17 protein-coding genes and 1 other annotated feature are annotated in these 17,079 nt (G+C 41.6%); all 17 genes read left to right on the top strand.

Going from position 1 to position 17,079, the window contains the following annotated elements; translation table 11 throughout:
- Positions 1-10: 10 nt before the first annotated feature.
- On the top strand, positions 11-406 hold the full coding sequence (locus QNI29_RS12670) for an acyl-CoA thioesterase (protein WP_231416874.1): 396 nt from the start codon (positions 11-13) through the stop codon (positions 404-406).
- A gap of 15 nt (positions 407-421) precedes the next feature.
- Positions 422-1,474, top strand: a complete 1,053-nt coding sequence (locus QNI29_RS12665; protein WP_231416873.1) for a phosphotransferase family protein — start codon at positions 422-424, stop codon at positions 1,472-1,474.
- 23 nt (positions 1,475-1,497) lie between these two features.
- On the top strand, positions 1,498-2,226 hold the full coding sequence (locus QNI29_RS12660) for a 2-phosphosulfolactate phosphatase (RefSeq protein WP_255688298.1): 729 nt from the start codon (positions 1,498-1,500) through the stop codon (positions 2,224-2,226).
- Positions 2,210-3,979, top strand: coding sequence for an acyl-CoA dehydrogenase FadE (locus QNI29_RS12655; protein WP_231416871.1), 1,770 nt, complete (start codon positions 2,210-2,212; stop codon positions 3,977-3,979). The genes QNI29_RS12660 and QNI29_RS12655 overlap by 17 nt, the downstream gene beginning before the upstream one ends.
- Positions 3,980-3,997: 18 nt before the next feature.
- Positions 3,998-4,783 carry an enoyl-CoA hydratase/isomerase family protein gene (locus QNI29_RS12650; RefSeq protein WP_231416870.1) on the top strand — a complete coding sequence of 262 codons (786 nt, stop codon included), beginning with the start codon at positions 3,998-4,000 and terminating at the stop codon, positions 4,781-4,783.
- A gap of 12 nt (positions 4,784-4,795) precedes the next feature.
- Positions 4,796-5,770: a quinone oxidoreductase family protein gene (locus QNI29_RS12645; RefSeq protein WP_231416869.1), complete on the top strand. Its 975-nt coding sequence runs from the start codon at positions 4,796-4,798 to the stop codon at positions 5,768-5,770.
- 44 nt (positions 5,771-5,814) lie between these two features.
- The gene (locus QNI29_RS12640) at positions 5,815-7,476 is read left to right on the top strand and encodes a long-chain fatty acid--CoA ligase (protein ID WP_231416868.1); all 1,662 of its coding nucleotides are present in this window, start codon (positions 5,815-5,817) and stop codon (positions 7,474-7,476) included.
- Positions 7,477-7,671: 195 nt separating this feature from the next.
- Entirely contained in the window at positions 7,672-8,109 is a 438-nt protein-coding gene (locus QNI29_RS12635) for a cell wall hydrolase (protein ID WP_231416867.1), read from the top strand.
- A 69-nt stretch (positions 8,110-8,178) separates the two neighbouring features.
- Positions 8,179-8,396: a binding site (T-box leader), on the top strand.
- A gap of 370 nt (positions 8,397-8,766) precedes the next feature.
- A complete protein-coding gene (gene thrS / locus QNI29_RS12630; RefSeq protein WP_231416866.1) occupies positions 8,767-10,683 on the top strand; it encodes a threonine--tRNA ligase in 1,917 nt (638 codons plus the stop codon).
- A 149-nt stretch (positions 10,684-10,832) separates the two neighbouring features.
- The gene (locus QNI29_RS12625; RefSeq protein ID WP_231416865.1) at positions 10,833-11,276 is read left to right on the top strand and encodes a MarR family winged helix-turn-helix transcriptional regulator; all 444 of its coding nucleotides are present in this window, start codon (positions 10,833-10,835) and stop codon (positions 11,274-11,276) included.
- Positions 11,260-11,646 (top strand): rhodanese-like domain-containing protein, encoded by a 387-nt coding sequence (locus QNI29_RS12620; protein WP_231416864.1) that lies wholly within the window; start codon positions 11,260-11,262, stop codon positions 11,644-11,646. The genes QNI29_RS12625 and QNI29_RS12620 overlap by 17 nt, the downstream gene beginning before the upstream one ends.
- 201 nt (positions 11,647-11,847) lie before the next feature.
- On the top strand, positions 11,848-12,639 hold the full coding sequence (locus QNI29_RS12615) for a class I SAM-dependent methyltransferase (protein WP_231416863.1): 792 nt from the start codon (positions 11,848-11,850) through the stop codon (positions 12,637-12,639).
- Positions 12,639-13,313 (top strand): hypothetical protein, encoded by a 675-nt coding sequence (locus tag QNI29_RS12610; RefSeq protein WP_231416862.1) that lies wholly within the window; start codon positions 12,639-12,641, stop codon positions 13,311-13,313. The genes QNI29_RS12615 and QNI29_RS12610 overlap by 1 nt, the downstream gene beginning before the upstream one ends.
- 181 nt (positions 13,314-13,494) lie before the next feature.
- Positions 13,495-14,004 carry a GNAT family N-acetyltransferase gene (locus tag QNI29_RS12605; protein ID WP_231416861.1) on the top strand — a complete coding sequence of 170 codons (510 nt, stop codon included), beginning with the start codon at positions 13,495-13,497 and terminating at the stop codon, positions 14,002-14,004.
- Between the two features lie 48 nt (positions 14,005-14,052).
- The gene (locus QNI29_RS12600; protein ID WP_231416860.1) at positions 14,053-14,511 is read left to right on the top strand and encodes an NUDIX hydrolase; all 459 of its coding nucleotides are present in this window, start codon (positions 14,053-14,055) and stop codon (positions 14,509-14,511) included.
- Between the two features lie 84 nt (positions 14,512-14,595).
- Positions 14,596-15,852 (top strand): MFS transporter, encoded by a 1,257-nt coding sequence (locus QNI29_RS12595; protein WP_231416859.1) that lies wholly within the window; start codon positions 14,596-14,598, stop codon positions 15,850-15,852.
- A 48-nt stretch (positions 15,853-15,900) separates the two neighbouring features.
- Entirely contained in the window at positions 15,901-16,674 is a 774-nt protein-coding gene (locus QNI29_RS12590; protein WP_231416858.1) for a class I SAM-dependent methyltransferase, read from the top strand.
- The last annotated feature ends 405 nt before the right edge of the window (positions 16,675-17,079 follow it).

Raw genomic sequence — 17,079 nt, 5'->3', positions numbered from 1 at the left:
AGGTGGCGATATGCACCAGCATAAAGTAATCGTCCGTTTTTGTGAAACGGACTTACTTGGTCATGTGAATAACAGTAACTATTTCGTTTATTTTGAAGATGCTAGAATTCAGTTTTTTTATGATGCAGCTATCTTCAATAACGATCAGAATTATGTACTTGCTTCAGCGAAGTGTGATTTTATAAAACAAGCTTATTTTAGACAGGTTCTTGTAATTGAGACGAAGATTACGAGGATCGGTAATAGCAGTTTTACTGCCCAACAAGAAATCTATGATGACGAAACAAAAGAATTGATAGCAAGAGGGGAGACTGTCATCGTTTCTTTTAATGTCGAAACAGAGAAGAGCCATCCCCTTTCTAATTCAATTCGGGAGAAGTTAGCTCATTATATCGTCAACGATTAAGAAAGGAGGAGAACAATGCAAGAGACCCAGCCAGTAAGGAGTGGAGAAGAGCTAGAAGTGAAGAAATTGGAAGCATTTTTGAAAGAACATGTACCATCTTTCCCTCAAAGGGGATTAGAAGTTCGTCAGTTTGGTGCGGGGCATTCAAATTTAACTTATGAATTAAAAGCAGGAGAGTGGGAAGCTGTCCTGAGGCGCCCTCCTTTAGGGCCAGTAGCTCCGAAAGCTCATGATATGCATCGTGAATACACAATTTTGAAAGCGCTTAATAAAAAGTTTGATCTTGCTCCTAAACCGTTCGTTTACGGAGATGAATCTGTATTCGGGGCTCCTTTTTTCATAATGGAAAGAAAAAGGGGGATTGTTCTTGATACAGAATGGCCAGATGGGATAGAAGGTTCTCCTGAACTCGGTCAAACGATTTCAAAAGAAATGGTTGATCGTCTTGTAGAACTTCACAATCTTGACTATAAGGGTACAGAACTCGAAACAATGGGGAAGCCTGAAGGGTTCATGGAACGTCAGGTGCATGGGTGGATCAAACGGTATGACAATTCTATAACAGATGATGTGAAATCTGGGGAACGGATTAAGAAGTGGTTGGTTGAACATATACCCTCTTCTTCTGAAGCATCCGTGATTCATTACGATTACAAATTGAATAATGCCATGTTTGCTAGTCATGATTACAGCCGTATGGTAGGGCTTTTTGATTGGGAAATGACGACAGTCGGTGATCCAATGGCAGATCTCGGGGTAGCCTTAGGCTATTGGATTGAAAAAGATGACCCGGAGTCTTTAAGAAAAGGGCTCGGTAAGCCTCCTCTTACAACTGAGGATGGATTCTTCACTCGTGACGAATTTATACAGCGTTATGCTGAGAAGAGTGGACGGGATGTAACAAATGTTAACCTTTACCTCACCTTTGCTTACTTTAAATTGGCCGGCATTGTGCAGCAAATTTATTACCGTTATAAAATGGGGCAAACCGATGATCCTCGATTTGCTCACATGAATCACTTTGTTAATCACCTTATTGAACTAGCTGAAGATACAGCGAGGGTGTAAATGTGGGGCGCATACATGTGGTAATGAAGAAAGAAGATATTGATCCGTCTCGCTGGAAGGCAGACTCAGTCGCGGTTGTGTTTGACGTACTACTTGCTACTTCTACTATCACCTCAAGCTTAGCGCACGGAGCACTTGAGGTTATTCCGGTGTTAAATGAAGAGGAAGCTAAAAGGGTAGCCGAGGAAATGAAACGTGAGAATCCTATAGTAGCAGGAGAATATGGAGGAATTACGATTGATGGATTTCATCCGCCAAACCCTTTGGCGCTTAATTCTGTCGTAAAGGATCGCCCCCTTATTTTGTCTACAACGAATGGGACCGTCGCTACCCGTCGATCAGAAGGAGCTTCTTTTGTCTATTTGTGTTCTCTTTTAAATGTAGGAGCCGTAGCTGAACACCTCTACCACAATCATCAACATGGAGATCTTGTGCTTGTATGTTCAGGCTCTGCTAACGCATTTTGCCTTGAGGATTATTACGGGGCAGGGGGGCTTATTCAAGCTTTAATGAAGCTTGGAGAATGGTCTCTTTCCGATGCGGCTCGGGGTGCTTTAATGATTTATAGGAACGAAACGTATAGGGCAAAGGAAGTCTTAGCGGAGACCCGGGTGGGTGAAATGATGGCAGCTTACGGGTTGGCTAGGGACATAGAGTTTGTGGCGAATGAAGATTATTTCAAAGTCGTCCCTGTATTCTCTAAGCAGTCAGGGTCGATTAAGGAGGTAGGACAATATGAATCCAGTCGATAAGATGGTAAAAGGCGGTCAATTTCTAACAGAGAGGATCTCGCTTGAAGAAATGTTTACCCCTGAGGATTTGACGGATGAGCATAAAATGATTCAAGAAACAGCACGTAAATTCCTAAAGGGAGAAGTTTATCCTCATAGAGAAACGATCGAAAGCGGAGATTATGATCTGGTCGCTTCGCTTATGAAACAAGCAGGAGAACTGGGTTTACTTGGACATAGTATTCCAGAAGCATATGGGGGGTTAGGTCTCGATAAGATCAGCAAAGGAATAGTGGGGGAAGCCCTTGGTAGTGCGAGTGGATATTCCGTAGCTCACAGTAATCACACGTGTATAGCTTCTCTTCCAATTACGTATTTTGGGACTAAGGAACAGAAAGAAACCTACTTACCTAAGCTTGCTTCTGGTGAATTTATAGGAGCGTATTGCCTGACAGAACCAGAGGCAGGGTCAGACGCGTTATCAGCTAGGACTACTGCGGTACTGAATGAAGAAGGTACGCATTACATCCTTAATGGAACGAAGATTTATATTACGAATGCGGCTTTCGCTGATACATTTATTGTTTATGCAAAAGTTGATGGAGAGCATTTCTCAGCGTTTATTGTTGAAAGAGGTTTTTCAGGGGTATCCATCGGTCCAGAGGAACAAAAAATGGGTATTAAAGGTTCATCAACGTGTTCTGTCATCTTTGAAGATTGCCAAGTTCCTGTTAAGAATCTCCTTGGAGACGTAGGGCGTGGGCACGTTATTGCTTTAAATGTATTGAACTTAGGTCGTTTTAACCTTGGTTTTGCAACAACTGGTGCGTCTCGCGCTGTTTTAGATGCTACTTTGGCCCAGGTAACTGAGCGGAAACAGTTTAAGAGGCGCATAGCCGACTTCCCTGCCACTCAGGAGAAACTGGCTACGATGGCAAGTGAGCTGTATGCCGCTGAATCTGTTATGTACCGGACGGCTGGGCTAGTGGAGTCAGCTCTAGGGGGATATGCGGAGTCGTTTGATTATAAATCGATTGCAAAAGCAATGAATGAACATGCATTAGAGTCAGCAATCTGTAAAGTAGTTGGGTCGGAAACACTTGATTATATAGCTGATGAAGGTGTTCAGCTTCACGGGGGAGCAGGCTTTATTAAAGAGTACCCAGTCGAACAAGCATATCGTGACGCGCGAATTAACCGGATTTTTGAAGGCACCAACGAAATAAATCGTTTACTCATACCAGGGGCTTTCTTTAAAAGGGTTGCGAAAGGGGAAGTGGATGCCCGTTCATTAATAGAAAAAGCCCAGGCGAAGCTCGAAAGTGGCGTCCAAAAAGAGGAGGACATTCTCACTTCTCTAAATCAGGCTGTAGAAACGTTCCGTAACATCTTCCTAGTCTGTGCTGGAGCTGCTTATGAAGCCTACGGTGAGGCCATGAAGAATGAGCAAGAAACACTTATGAAGCTTGCCAATATTGCGATCGACCTGTACCGGGCAGAATCTAGCGTGATCAGAGCAGAAAAAGCAAGAGCCAAACAAGATCGCCATTCCACTTTGAAAGAAAAGTTAGCTCAAACATTTGTTGAGGATTGTTTAGCTAGAGTAGAAACGAATGCGAAATATTTAGGAGCTTCGTTACTAAAGGATGAAATACGCTCTCAATTTCTAATGGGGGTTTCTATAAATTTAAATGCCTTTCTTACAGATAATCGGATTGAACGAAATCGTGTTATTGCGTCTCAAATGATCGAAGCGAATATGTTCATTCGCTAATATAAAGGAGGAATTAGAGTGTTTGAAGGAAACGACCATTTATTGATTGAACAAAACGGTCCAGTTTTATCCTGTGTGTTGAATCGTCCAGATCGTTTAAATGCCTTTAGTGAAGAAATGATCCTTGGGCTTACCCAAGCTATCAAAGAAGCCGATCGTTCAGATGCAATTAAGGCGATTACGATTTCTGGTGCAGGCCGCTCTTTCTCTGCTGGTGGAGATGTAAAAGAAATGGGGCACGCCACAGCAACAGATGTATATGACCATTTAGGGTATTTAAATGAACTCATTTTAGCGATGAAGGAATGTTCAAAGCCCATTGTGTCCATCGTTCATGGATTCGCAGCAGGGGCAGGATGGAATCTAGTATTAGCGAGTGATCAAATTCTAGCAGCCAAAGATAGTAAGTTTGTTTTAAGTTTTGCCCAAGTAGGATTAGTTTCAGATGGGGGAGGCAGCTACTTTCTCACCAAAAAGCTAGGGCCTTATAAGGCGAAAGAGCTTTTGTTCCAAGCAGAACCCATATCAGCCGATCAGGCTAGTGACCTTGGACTCGTGAATCGCGTATACGAAGAAAGTGTGCTTGAAGCATCAGCAAAAGAATATGTTGCAAAACTCGCCATGGGGCCAGGACGTGCCATTAGTATGATGAAAAAGCTTGTGAACCAATCTGAAACAAGTGACCTGGCTTCCATACTCGAGCAAGAGCGTATTACACAAACTGTCATGGTGTCGACTGAGGATCACCAAGAAGGCGTTCAAGCATTTGTAGAGAAACGAAAGCCTGCGTTTACAGGCAAATAAGGAGGAAGATCTATGAAAGCTGTTCAATTTGAGTATTATGGGGGACCTGAGGTTTTAGAAATGAAAGACTTCAAGAATCCTAGTCCTGCTGAAGGAGAAGTTCTTCTTAAAGTAGAGGTGATCGGCGTAAACTACGCAGATACAGCTCGTCGTGAGGGCGCCTATGTTGTGCCTACCCCTCTCCCTTTTATTCCTGGAGCTGAAGTAGCTGGAGTTGTGGAAGAAGTTGGTGAGGGTGTACAGAATGTGACTAAAGGAGACCGTGTTGTGACGCTTATTGAAAAAGGAGGCTATGCTGAATTTGCGGTAGCAAACGCTCAGACTTTAATTCCTATTCCGAATGGCGTATCACCTGAAACAGCTGTGGCTCTCCCTCTTCAAGGGCTCACCGCTTACCATATTCTAAAGACTATGGGCCAACTCGAAGAAGGAGAAACGGTACTTGTTCATGCTGCAGCTGGAGGAGTTGGTTCCCTTGCGGTGCAATTAGCGAAGACGTTCGGAGCCGGCAAAGTCATTGCAACAGCTAGTACCAAAGAAAAGTTAGAGTTTGCCAAATCATTAGGGGCAGATGCTGCGATCAACTACACAGAAGAGAATTGGCGTGAGCAAGTAATAGAAGCAAATGGAGGCAAAGGAGTTGACGTTGCGTTAGAAATGGCTGGAGGCGAAATTTTTCATGAAACAGTGAAATGTATGCGCTCATTTGGACGAGTGGTAGTCTACGGAGTTGCGAGTGGAAATCCAGCACAAATGTACCCGTCTGGTTTAATGAATCGTAACCTATCTGTAATTGGCTTTTTCTTACCGCAAATTATGAAAAAGCCTAAACTATTCAGTTCAAGCTTACAAGAGCTCCTTGGGCTTGTTGAGAGAGATGAATTGAAGCTTACCATTGGTGGTGTTTACCCGTTAGCTGAGGCAGCCAATGTACATGAACTACTTCAGAGCCGTAAGACAAAAGGGAAATTGGTACTTGTTCCATAAAGGAAAGTAATGAATTTGTTTAAAGTGGAAAGGGGAATGACGAAATGTTAACGAATCATTATGACTATTATCCGAATCGTGTAACGAAAAGTCTGTCTGTACCACAAACGACGCTTTACCATAACTTAGAGGTAGCGGCTGCTCGTTTTCCTGAACATCCTGCCATATCTTATTATGGAAGCGAGATCTCTTATCGAACTTTTAAGGACGAAGCAAAAGCTCTTGCAGGGTATCTTCAGCATAAGCTTAACGTTGAAAAAGGAGAGCCAGTTTTAATCTTTATGCAAAACTCTCCTCAATACGCGGTAAGCTTTTACGGCATTAATCGCGCTGATGCCTTAGTCGTTCCAATTAACCCCATGCTTACGTCAGAGGAATTAGCCTTTTTTATACAAGATAGTGAAATCAAACACGCAATCGTTGGACAGGAGCTGTATGAACGGGTGCAGCCCCTTATGAAATCAACAACGCTTGAATCCATTGTTGTGGCCTCTTATCATGATTATCTGCCTGCTCAACCGATGGATGGGCTACCGCCAGAAGTACTCACCCCGCCACAGTCATTCCACCATGCGGGCACGTATTACTGGAAAGATGCTTTAGCAGCCGGGTTTGAACCTAAGCCGGCCGAGGCAGGACCTGATGATTTATGTGTGATGCCTTATACATCCGGAACCACAGGAAAACCGAAAGGATGCATGCATACCAATTCGACGGTACAAGCAAATGCGGTTTCTGCGTATAACTGGGTAAGCATAACAATGGATAGTGTCCATTTAACGACGTTGCCACTTTTCCATGTGACGGGTATGCTTCACAGTCTTCATGCACCTGTTTATGGTGGTTGTACGATGGTGATCTTGACTCGTTGGGACCGTGAGATGGCAGCGAGAATGATCGAGGAAAAGCAAGTCACTCACTGGGTAATGATCAGTACCATGCTGATTGATTTCCTTTCAAATCCGAACCTTTCTTCATACAACATCTCTACCCTTCAAGTATTAGCAGGTGGAGGAGCAGCTCTACCGGAAGCTGTTGGGAATAAGCTATACGAAATGACAGGTCTTAAGTTTATAGAAGGATATGGATTGTCTGAGACTATTTCACATACGCACTTTAATCCACCTGATCGTCCGAAGCTTCAGTGCCTTGGTGTGCCATCCTTTGATGTTGATGCGCGCATTATTGATCCTGCCACCCAACAAGAATTAGGAGTCAATGAGACAGGAGAAATCGTCGTAAACGGTCCTCAAGTTTTCGTTGGATACTATAATGAAGCGGACAATGAAGGAGCTTTCCTTGAACTGGAAGGTAAGACGTTCTTCAGGACCGGGGATATTGGACGTGTCGATGAAGAGGGGTATTTCTTTATTGTGGACCGTGTTAAACGCATGATAAATGCTTCAGGATATAAGGTATGGCCCACAGAGGTGGAATCCCTACTTTATAACCACCCCGCTATTCAGCAGGCCTGTGTCGTAGGGGTGCCTGATCCCCGTCGTGGAGAAACCGTGAAAGCTTTCGTGATCTTAAATGAAGATGCGGTGGGGCAGGTTACAGAGGATGAAATTATTGAGTGGTCAAAAGAACACATGGCTGCTTATAAATATCCGAGGTTGATAGAATTCAGAGACTCTCTTCCGACAACGAGCTCAGGTAAAATTCTTTGGAGACAACTGCAAGAAGAAGAGAAGAGTCGCGTTTAAATTTGTAAGAATAAGGGTGACGAGGGGCAAAGTCTAACAGACTTTGCCCTTTTTTTGTTGGGAGGGAGGTTCCATGGGGACGGTAACAGAAAAGGGATAATAGGATAAGCCACTCCTACATACTTATAAACTATGGATCTTTCCATTCACTCTAACACCAGGAGATTCTTTATACACAAAATGTGAGGTGAAAGTATGCCGAGAGTAAAATATACAGATTCAGATATTGCCCTAATGGCTAGGATGATGAGAGCGGAAGCGGTGGGTGAAGGCAAGCAGGGAATGCTTTATGTGGGGAATGTGATTGTAAATCGGGCGGCAGCCAATTGTTTGGACTTTAAAGATTTGAGGACGATCTCTGATGTTATTTACCAAGTTCAAGGAGGGAACTACTCGTTTGAAGCGGTCCAAAAAGGAAACCTTTTTTATAATAGGGCCAGGTCTACAGAGAAGCGATTGGCTGAAAAGAATCTAAAATTCTGGAGACAATTTCCGGCTAAGTATTCACTTTGGTATTTCAACCCTTCAGGTTCTTGTCCACCTACATGGTATGGTCAACCGTTTGCAGGTCAGTATAAAGAACATTGTTATTATGAACCGCAAGCTAACACATGTGCGAGCGTATATCGATAAAAAAGTTGAATAGATTTATTGAAAAAAGATTGACGATAAACTAATTTTGGAATATAGTAGTAAAAAATAACAAAAGCTATGAAAAGGACATGAGGATTCTGAACGGTTTTAAGAGAGGGAAGGGTGCTGAGACTTCCTAACGCAGCAGAGTGTCTTACCCCCTTCGAGCTGTATAGGTGAACTTGTATGTAATCTATACCGTAGCCGCTACGATACAGCGTTTTTTGAGTCATTACAGATGTAATGAGAACTTGGGTGGAACCACGAGCAACACACTCGTCCCTATTTAGGGATGGGTGTGTTTTTTGTTATTCGTTTTGGCAGGATCGGTTAATGAGTGTTTGGAGAGCAGTGGATCTAACTTACAATGAAGATTTTTTTCATAGTTATTTAGCGTTGAACAGGACATGAGCGATTATGACCGATTTACAGAGAGGGAGGGGTGCTGAGATCTTCCTAATGCAGGTGAATCGTCTTACCCCCTGGGAGCTTGCGTGGCTGAACTTTTAGTAAGCTTGCGCCGTAGATGCTACGATACAGCGGTCACGAAGCCGGTTTGTTTACCGGGAAGTGGGGTGGAACCACGAGTATACGCGCTCGTCCCTTTTCATAGGGATGTTGCGCGTTTTTTTAATTTTTATTGAGGAGTGAATAAAGATGAACGAAAGTATGATCTATATGATTTTTCCAGATGGAAAGGAAAAAGAGTACCCAAAAGGAAGTACGTTAGAAGATATTGCTGTCTCTATTAGCCAAAGCTTGAAAAAGAGATCAGTTGGAGGACGAGTAAATGGGGAATTGTATGATTTCAAGCGTCCTATTGAAGAAGATGCACGCATTTCGTTAGTCTCTTTAGATTCTAATGATGGATTAGAGTTAATGCGCCACACAAGTGCACATGTATTAGCACAAGCCGTTAAACGAATTTATGGGGAGGCTAGGTTTGGAGTAGGACCGGTTATTGAAAATGGGTTCTACTATGACATAAAAGTAGACCATTCCATACAGAAAGAAGATCTTCTAAAAATTGAAAAAGAAATGAAGAAGATCATAAGTGAAAACTTGGAAATAAAGAGAGAAGCTTTATCACGAGAAGAGGCGGAACGTCTCTTCTTCCATGATCCTTATAAGATGGAGCTACTACAAGCTATTCCAAGTCACGAACCTGTAACTGTTTATCGACAAGGGGAATTTGTCGACCTTTGCAGAGGTCCACATGTTCCGTCTACAAAGTGGATCAAATCCTTTTCTCTTACGAGTGTAGCGGGAGCATATTGGAGAGGTGACAGCAGCCAGGATGTGATGCAGCGTGTGTATGGAATTGCTTTTGCTTCTGCAGAAGATAAACAAGCGTACGAAAATTTCTTAGAAGAAGCAGAGAAGCGGAACCACCGTAAGTTAGGAAAAGAGCTTGATTTATTTATGTTCTCTGAAGAAGCTCCGGGCATGCCGTTTTACTTACGGAAGGGTCAAACAATAAGGAATGAATTAGAAAGATTCCTCAGAGACTTGCAGCATTCATTTGATTATGAAGAAGTCAGAACTCCAATGATGATGAATCAGCGGCTTTGGGAACAATCGGGTCACTGGGACCATTATAAAGAGAATATGTATTTCTCAGAAGTAGATGATCAGCGCTTTGCTCTAAAGCCGATGAACTGTCCGGGGCATATGTTGATCTACAAGGATCAGCTTCATTCATACAGGGATCTTCCGATTCGAATGGCGGAATTTGGTCAGGTCCACCGCCATGAATTTAGCGGAGCGCTAAATGGGATGCTTCGGGTGAGAACATTTTGTCAGGATGACGCTCATATCTTCGTAACACCGGAACAAATTGAAGATGAAATTCGTTCCTGTTTAAATTTAATTGATTATGTGTATCAGACATTTGGTTTCGATTATTCGATTGAGCTTTCAACAAGACCAGAAGATTCAATGGGAGACGATAGTCTATGGAATCAGGCCGAAAATGCATTAGAGACAGTCCTTCAGTCACTTGGATATAACTACACTGTGAATGAAGGGGACGGTGCTTTTTACGGACCGAAGATTGATGTTCATATTAAAGATGCTCTAAACAGAAGTCATCAATGCGCTACAGTCCAGCTTGATTTCCAAATGCCTGAGAAATTTGACCTTTCTTATGTAGATAAGGACGGGCAGAAGACACGACCTGTGGTTCTCCATAGGGCGGTATTTGGTTCGATAGACAGATTCTTAGGCATTTTGATTGAACACTTTGGAGGAGCTTTCCCAGACTGGCTTGCACCTGTTCAAGTAAAGGTAATTCCAGTATCGAACCAGGTTCACGGGCAGTATGCGGAGGAGCTGAGAGACCGTTTAAAACATAATGGGGTTCGGGCGGAAACCGATTTTCGGGAAGAGAAACTAGGATATAAAGTTCGTGACGTTCAGATGAAAAAAATTCCATATCTACTCGTGGTAGGTGATGATGAAGAACAGCATGGAGCGGTTCAGGTGAGGCAATATGGTCAAGAAGGGACTTATAAGAAGTCACTTGAGGAATTTGAATCAGATCTGCTGGATAGGATATCTGAAAGAGTGTTATAAATTAGAATAAATGATTTAGGCGGTTGTGTTTCTGCATCCGTCTATTTTCTGTAAGTGATTTTAGTATTATTTTCCTTAAAAAGGTTGAAAATATAATTTAATCAGCTAAACTGATAATATAATAAACTGATTATTTAGGAGGGAACACGTTGCAGATACAAGATTCTTATGGTTTTTTACTGGCTAAAGTAGAAGAGGAAATGGAAGCGTTATTTACGGAGTACTTAAGAAAATTACATATAACCGCCCCGCAGTTTGGGGTATTACAACACATTGAACAGTATCCGAATGCATCTCAAATCCAAGTTTCCGAAGCGCTATTCATTGATCGAACGACGATGGTAGCTCATGTAGATCATTTAGAAAAGATTGATTTGATTAAAAGAGTGAGAAATCCAAATGATCGACGTTCTTTTGGATTAACGGTTACGGAGTATGGAGTATCCGCGCTAAAAAAGGGAAGAAAACAATTGAATAAAACAGAAAATTCTGTTTTATCGGTGTTAGATCAAGATGAAAAAGGTCATCTTAAATCCATTTTGAAAAAGGTTTGGAATTCTATTCAAGAGGGGGAGCATGATGGAAAGAATTGATTACTTTAAGGCCAAGTTAGATGCAACCATTAGTCCTATGGGGTATCAATCGCTAGTGAACGAAACGCCTGAAAGCGTAATTCTTGTCGATGTTCGAATCGGTGCGAAAGCTCAAGAAGAGCGTATCCCAGGGTCATGGGAGATCCCGCTTAATCAATTAGAGGAAAGAATAAATGAGTTCCCGAAGGACAAAACGATTGTCCTCTATTGTTGGGATACGTGGTGTACCCTGGCTGCTAAAGCAGCAATCCCGTTATTGCATAAGGGGTATGATGCGAAGGAATTATATGGGGGTATAGCTGCCTGGAAGAAGATTGGCTTCTCTGTTCAAAAAGAAGAAGGTAATGGTGGAATGAACTGTTATTGTTAGAACTAATTTTCTAAATATATAAGTCCAAGCAGGTAGCTGAAAAAGCAACGCTTATTCTTTAAGAATAAGTGTTGCTTTTGTTTATGTTTTATACATAGATCTAATCAAGTGATAAGCAATTGTTATCTCTTACTATAGAATAGTTGTATTATTCTTACTACAACAGCTCCGATATAATTAAAGCAGAAAGGGAGGCATGTCATGATCGACTTTCACGATGAAAGCAACATGTATACGTATACTGACAGAAATGCTCACGATCAATGGTTACAACAAATGGAGGGCATTATTGACGGAAGAGTTGTTGATAAAGCTGCTGATATCGGCTGTGGTGGAGGGATTTATTCAGAAGCCTTACTAAAGTTAGGTGTGGGTAGCGTGACGGGAATAGACTATTCACATTCAATGATCAAAGGCGCTTCAGAAAAGGGAAACTATAACGAGCAGGCTTTACAATTTGTTCAGGGAAAGGCGACAGAGACCGGAGAAAATACAAATTCGTTTGACCTTGTCATAGAGAGAGCGCTGATTCACCATTTAGAAAACTTAGTCCCGGCATTCCATGAAGCCAATCGAATTCTTAAAGATGAGGGTTTGTTTGTCGTTCAGGACCGTACGCTCGATGACTGCTTCTTACAAGGGAATCAACATCATTTGCGAGGATTTTTATTTACGCTGTTTCCTCGACTTAAATCCATTGAAGAAAACAGACGTTATGAAAGTGAGTTTGTAAAGAAAGCTTTAATGCGTGCTGGATTTCACTCAATACAAGAAACAACATTGTGGGAGCAAAGAAAACGCTATGAAACGAAAGAAGAATTCTACGGTGAAGTTCGATTAAGAAAGGGTCGTTCCATCTTGTATGAACTAAGTGACGAGGAAATTGAGCAGTATATTTCCTATATAGACAAAAGGATAGACAAAGAAGCCTATATAGTAGATCAAGACCGCTGGACAATCTGGTGGGCAATAAAAAAGGGGGAGGGGGCATAGTGGAAATAAATAAAGTTGTTTTAAAAACAAAAGCGCTCCAAGGTATGAAACGCTTTTATAAGGATGTATTAGAGATGGAAGTTATAAACGAAGGTGGCCATTGCTTTGAAGTTCGTGTCGGGGAGAGCGTATTAGTGTTTACTTCAAAGAATGTAGCAGGTGCCCCTTACTATCACTTTGCTTTTAACGTTCCTTCTAATCAATTTAATGACGCGAAGCAGTGGGTTCAGTCGAGAGTTCAATTGAACACAGAAGAAGGAGAAGATGAAGCAGATTTCTCAAATCTTCCTGCTCATTCCCTCTATTTCTATGATCCGGCTGGAAATATTGTTGAATTCATTGCTAGACATTCCATATCAGAAGACAGGGAGGAACCATTCTCAGCAAAAAACCTATTAAACATTAGCGAAATAAGCCTAACGGTTCAAGATGCGCTATGGGCAGGGGAAAAGTTGAAGAGTATTGGAATACATGAACGAGATCAGGAAGCTATTAGTGGCTCATCCCTCAACTTTATGGGAAATAGAGAAGATGGGAATTCTCTCTTGCTAATTGAACCAGGCAGGCGGTGGATCTTTTCAAATAAAGAAGCAGAAATTCATCCTTTAGAAATTTTGCTGAAAACGGGTGAACGGATTATGGTTAATGACCAACATGAATTAGAAGTTAAATAAAAAGGCGTACCCAGTTGAGGGTGCGCCTTTTTGCGAATTTTTATTGAATTCAGCTAATTAATTTGGAATAATGTGTACTATGTCATTTATTGTAAACTTCCTTGAAGTTTGTTTTTGTTATTTTAGTAACTTTTCAACAATAAGAAAGGATGAATGAAGGCATCAGTTTAGGAGGGGTTGGATGAGAATTCGCAAGGCAAAAATGGGAGATGGGAGAAACGTTGCAAAAGTGCAGGTGGATACGTGGAAAACTACTTATAAAGGTGTTGTACCTGATCAGGTTCTAGAAAAGATGACTTATGATAGTCGTGAAAAACAATGGAAAGGAATTATCGAAACTCAATCCATATATGTTGCAGAAACTGCAGAAGGAGAAATAGTGGGGTTCTCAAATGGTGGGAAGGAGAGAAGTGGAAAGTATGAAGGGTATGAAGGGGAATTATATGCGATCTATATACGAGATGAGCACCAAAACAAAGGGCTTGGTAGAAAGTTGGTTCGTCCAGTGGTGGAGGATCTCTTAAAAGAAGGAATCTCTTCTATGGTGGTGCTCGTGTTAAGAGAAAATCCTGCCTGCCGCTTTTACGAATCACTTGGAGCTGTGGAGATCGCTTCAGTGCCTATCAAAGTGGGGAGCGAAGCTCTCGAAGAATTGGTTTATGGATGGAAGGAGATTGGAGATCTTCACTGAAGAGTCCATTTATATAAGGATGGTTGAAAGAAATGGGGGAAATCGTGAGTGGGATACATAAAAGAATTGAGGAAAACGGTAGGGACAAGACCTCTTCTAATGCCGGGTTCATGTGTGTTGTTATTGAATAAGGAAGGTCAGCTATTGTTGCAGTTAAGGAAAGACAATAAGTGTTGGGGACTGCCAGGAGGCTCCATGGAACTAGGTGAGACTTTAGAAGAAGTGGCTTTTAGAGAATTAAAAGAAGAAACGGGGTTACATGCCTTAAAGTGGACATTACTTAACGTGTTCTCAGGCGAAGATTTCTATTACAAACTGCCTCACGGGGATGAAGTTTATAACGTGACTGCTGCTTATATATGTTTTGAGTATAGCGGAACGTTACAAAAACAAGAAGAGGAAGTAGATGACTTGCAGTTCTTTCCGTTCACCAGCCTTCCATCTGAGCTGAATCCACCAGATATCCCGGTTATAAGGGCAGCTAAAGAAAAACTCGAAGAAGTGTAATTATCGAATCTATATTGAGAAGGTCAGGAGGATCATGACATGTAAACAAGAGATGCTACCTTTTATATAAATAAAAAGTGGAAGGTGATCATCTTGCTTCATTACTATACTATAAATAAGAATTTCTTAAAGATGTGGTCCTCTAATTTAAGTTCTGTTCTTGGACAAAGATTTAGAGAACTTGTCATTCCCATTATTGTGTTAACGTTAACCGCCTCACCGCTTATCACAGCCCTTGTTGCGCTCTCTCAACAAGCGGGTGGACTCCTATTCGCCATTCCAGCTGGAACATGGATTGAAAGTAAAGATAAAAGAAACGTCATGATCTACTCGAAAGCTATAAGCTCTGTTCTACTCCTTATCTTATCTTTTTTATTATTTCAAGGAGAGTTTACGAGTTTACTGATTGCTGTCGTGTTATTTCTTTTAGGTATTGTAGGGTTATTAAGTAGAACCGCGTTTAATTCACTTATTCCGAAAGTGTCGGGGAGAGAAAATCTTGTTAATGCTCATACAAGTTTAGAAGCAGCTGATGCGATTTCGACTTTAATAGGACCGATTGTGGCAGGATTCTTCTTAGCTCAATTTGGATCAGCGGCTACTATTTTAGTGTGTGGAGGGCTTATGCTAATTTCAATGCTCTTCATTCTGAGCGTGCAGGTAACGGGTGAAACTATAGATAACCACACCAACAAAGTGGGGAATAAAGAGAAGCTTAAAAAGTTCTGGCAGCAAGCGGTTGAGGGGTTTACTATTCTTTTTACCAACACTTCGCAAGTTGTCTGCACGATTGTTATCTGTCTGCTTAGTTTTTCTACGACATTTGTCGTGTTAACGGTCGTGATTCACGGTAAAACAGCCATGGATTTGGAGCCTGACCGTATTGGCCTGTTACTTTCTTGTGCCGGAGTAGGGAACATAGCAGGAGTGGTGTTGTTAAGGTGGGTGAAAAAGCTCAGCTGGATCCCTCTTCTTAGTATCATGCTTATCGTTTCTGGTATGGGAACGCTCCTCATTGGGATGGGTACAAACTTTTATGTAGCTTGTTTTGGTATGTTTTTATTTGACGGGGCCTTGTCGATGGCATTTGTTATACAAGCTTCTATTCATCAGGGTATTACTCCAGATCATATGCTTTCTAGAGTAAAAAGTTCAACCTATGTAATGGGAGGCATATCCGGTATACTTGGAACGTTTTTGTCAGGAGCGATTCCTGAAGCGGTCAACTCATATATTGCTTTATGGACAGGAGCTTCTGTTTTAATCGTTCCTTCTGTTCTATTACTGTTTTTAACAAGTCATAGCACCAGAGTGGATAAAGTGGAGCCACTACAAATGTAGTGAATTCTCTTGGGCTAGATATTGTATTTCATATATAAGGAGGAATCTATGGAAGATCTTGATCAACTATATAATTTCGATGAGTACGATAACCCCACTCTTTATGATAAGGAACATAGCAATTATCAACGAGATCTCCCGCTTCTTATGAAATGGGCAAAGAGGCAAGGGGGGCCTGTGATGGACCTGGCATGTGGAACTGGGCGTGCTACGATTCCTTTGGCGCGTGAGGGCTATCCTATCACTGGAGTAGATGTGCATCAGGGTATGCTGGATGTAGCAAAACAAAAGACCACTTCAGAAGATAAAATTACCTGGATTCTTGGAGATTGTTCAAAATTAAACCTTTCTATCAAAGTGGACTTTATCTTTACAGTGGGAAATTCTTTTCAGCACTTTCTCACAAATGGTGCTCAGGATGGATTGCTAGACTCCGTTCGCCGTCATCTAAATGAAGGTGGTGTGTTTATCTTTGGAACCCGTTTCCCAAATGCCTACGAGCTATTGAATGAACCAGAAGAGGAATTTGAGTATTCATACGAAAATGAAGCAAGTGGGCAGATGGTTGATGTGTATCACTTGAGCAGGTATGACGCATTAGAGCAGGTCCAATACAACACCACCAAGAGGAAATATAGAAATCAACAGGGTAAGATTGTGAAGGAAGATCATGCTCACATAACACTACGATTTGTCTTTCCAAGAGAAATGAAGAGACTGCTTGAGCGTCATGGACTTACTATCCTTCATACGTACGGGAATTGGGAAGAAGATCCTCTAACTGCTACTAGTCATGAGATGATTTATGTGTGTCAAAAGTAAGATACTAGAGAGGGAACGAGGCTATGAATCTATCAGAGCATAACCAGAAAGCGTGGGACAAAAAAGTAGAAGACGGATCAAGATATACATTAGCAGCAGACGCGTAAACGGTTCAAAAGAGCAGAGATGGGCGTTTGGAGATCTGTGTCAAATATGAAACATAAGATGTCTCTCGGAGATTATGTCTTCTGAGGGGCATCTTTTTTTCGGATTTTGTTGAGGGTTAATAAGCAGATTCTATAGATGTAGTTCTGTATTGAAATATTTTACATTTTTAAAACGACCAGTATTATAATTCTTTTTCTGTTGGGATAAACGCTTTTAAACCTAAACCTAAATGGTTAGATGGTTTACCGCTGCATTAATAAATATTTTAGCGAAGTCATGAAATAAGTGTTTTGTAAG

The sequence above is a fragment of the Pontibacillus chungwhensis genome, from assembly GCF_030166655.1.
Classification (GTDB): domain Bacteria; phylum Bacillota; class Bacilli; order Bacillales; family BH030062; genus Pontibacillus.
The sequence above is the reverse complement of the archived record's forward strand: the minus strand, read 5'-3'. Positions and strand labels throughout refer to the sequence as shown.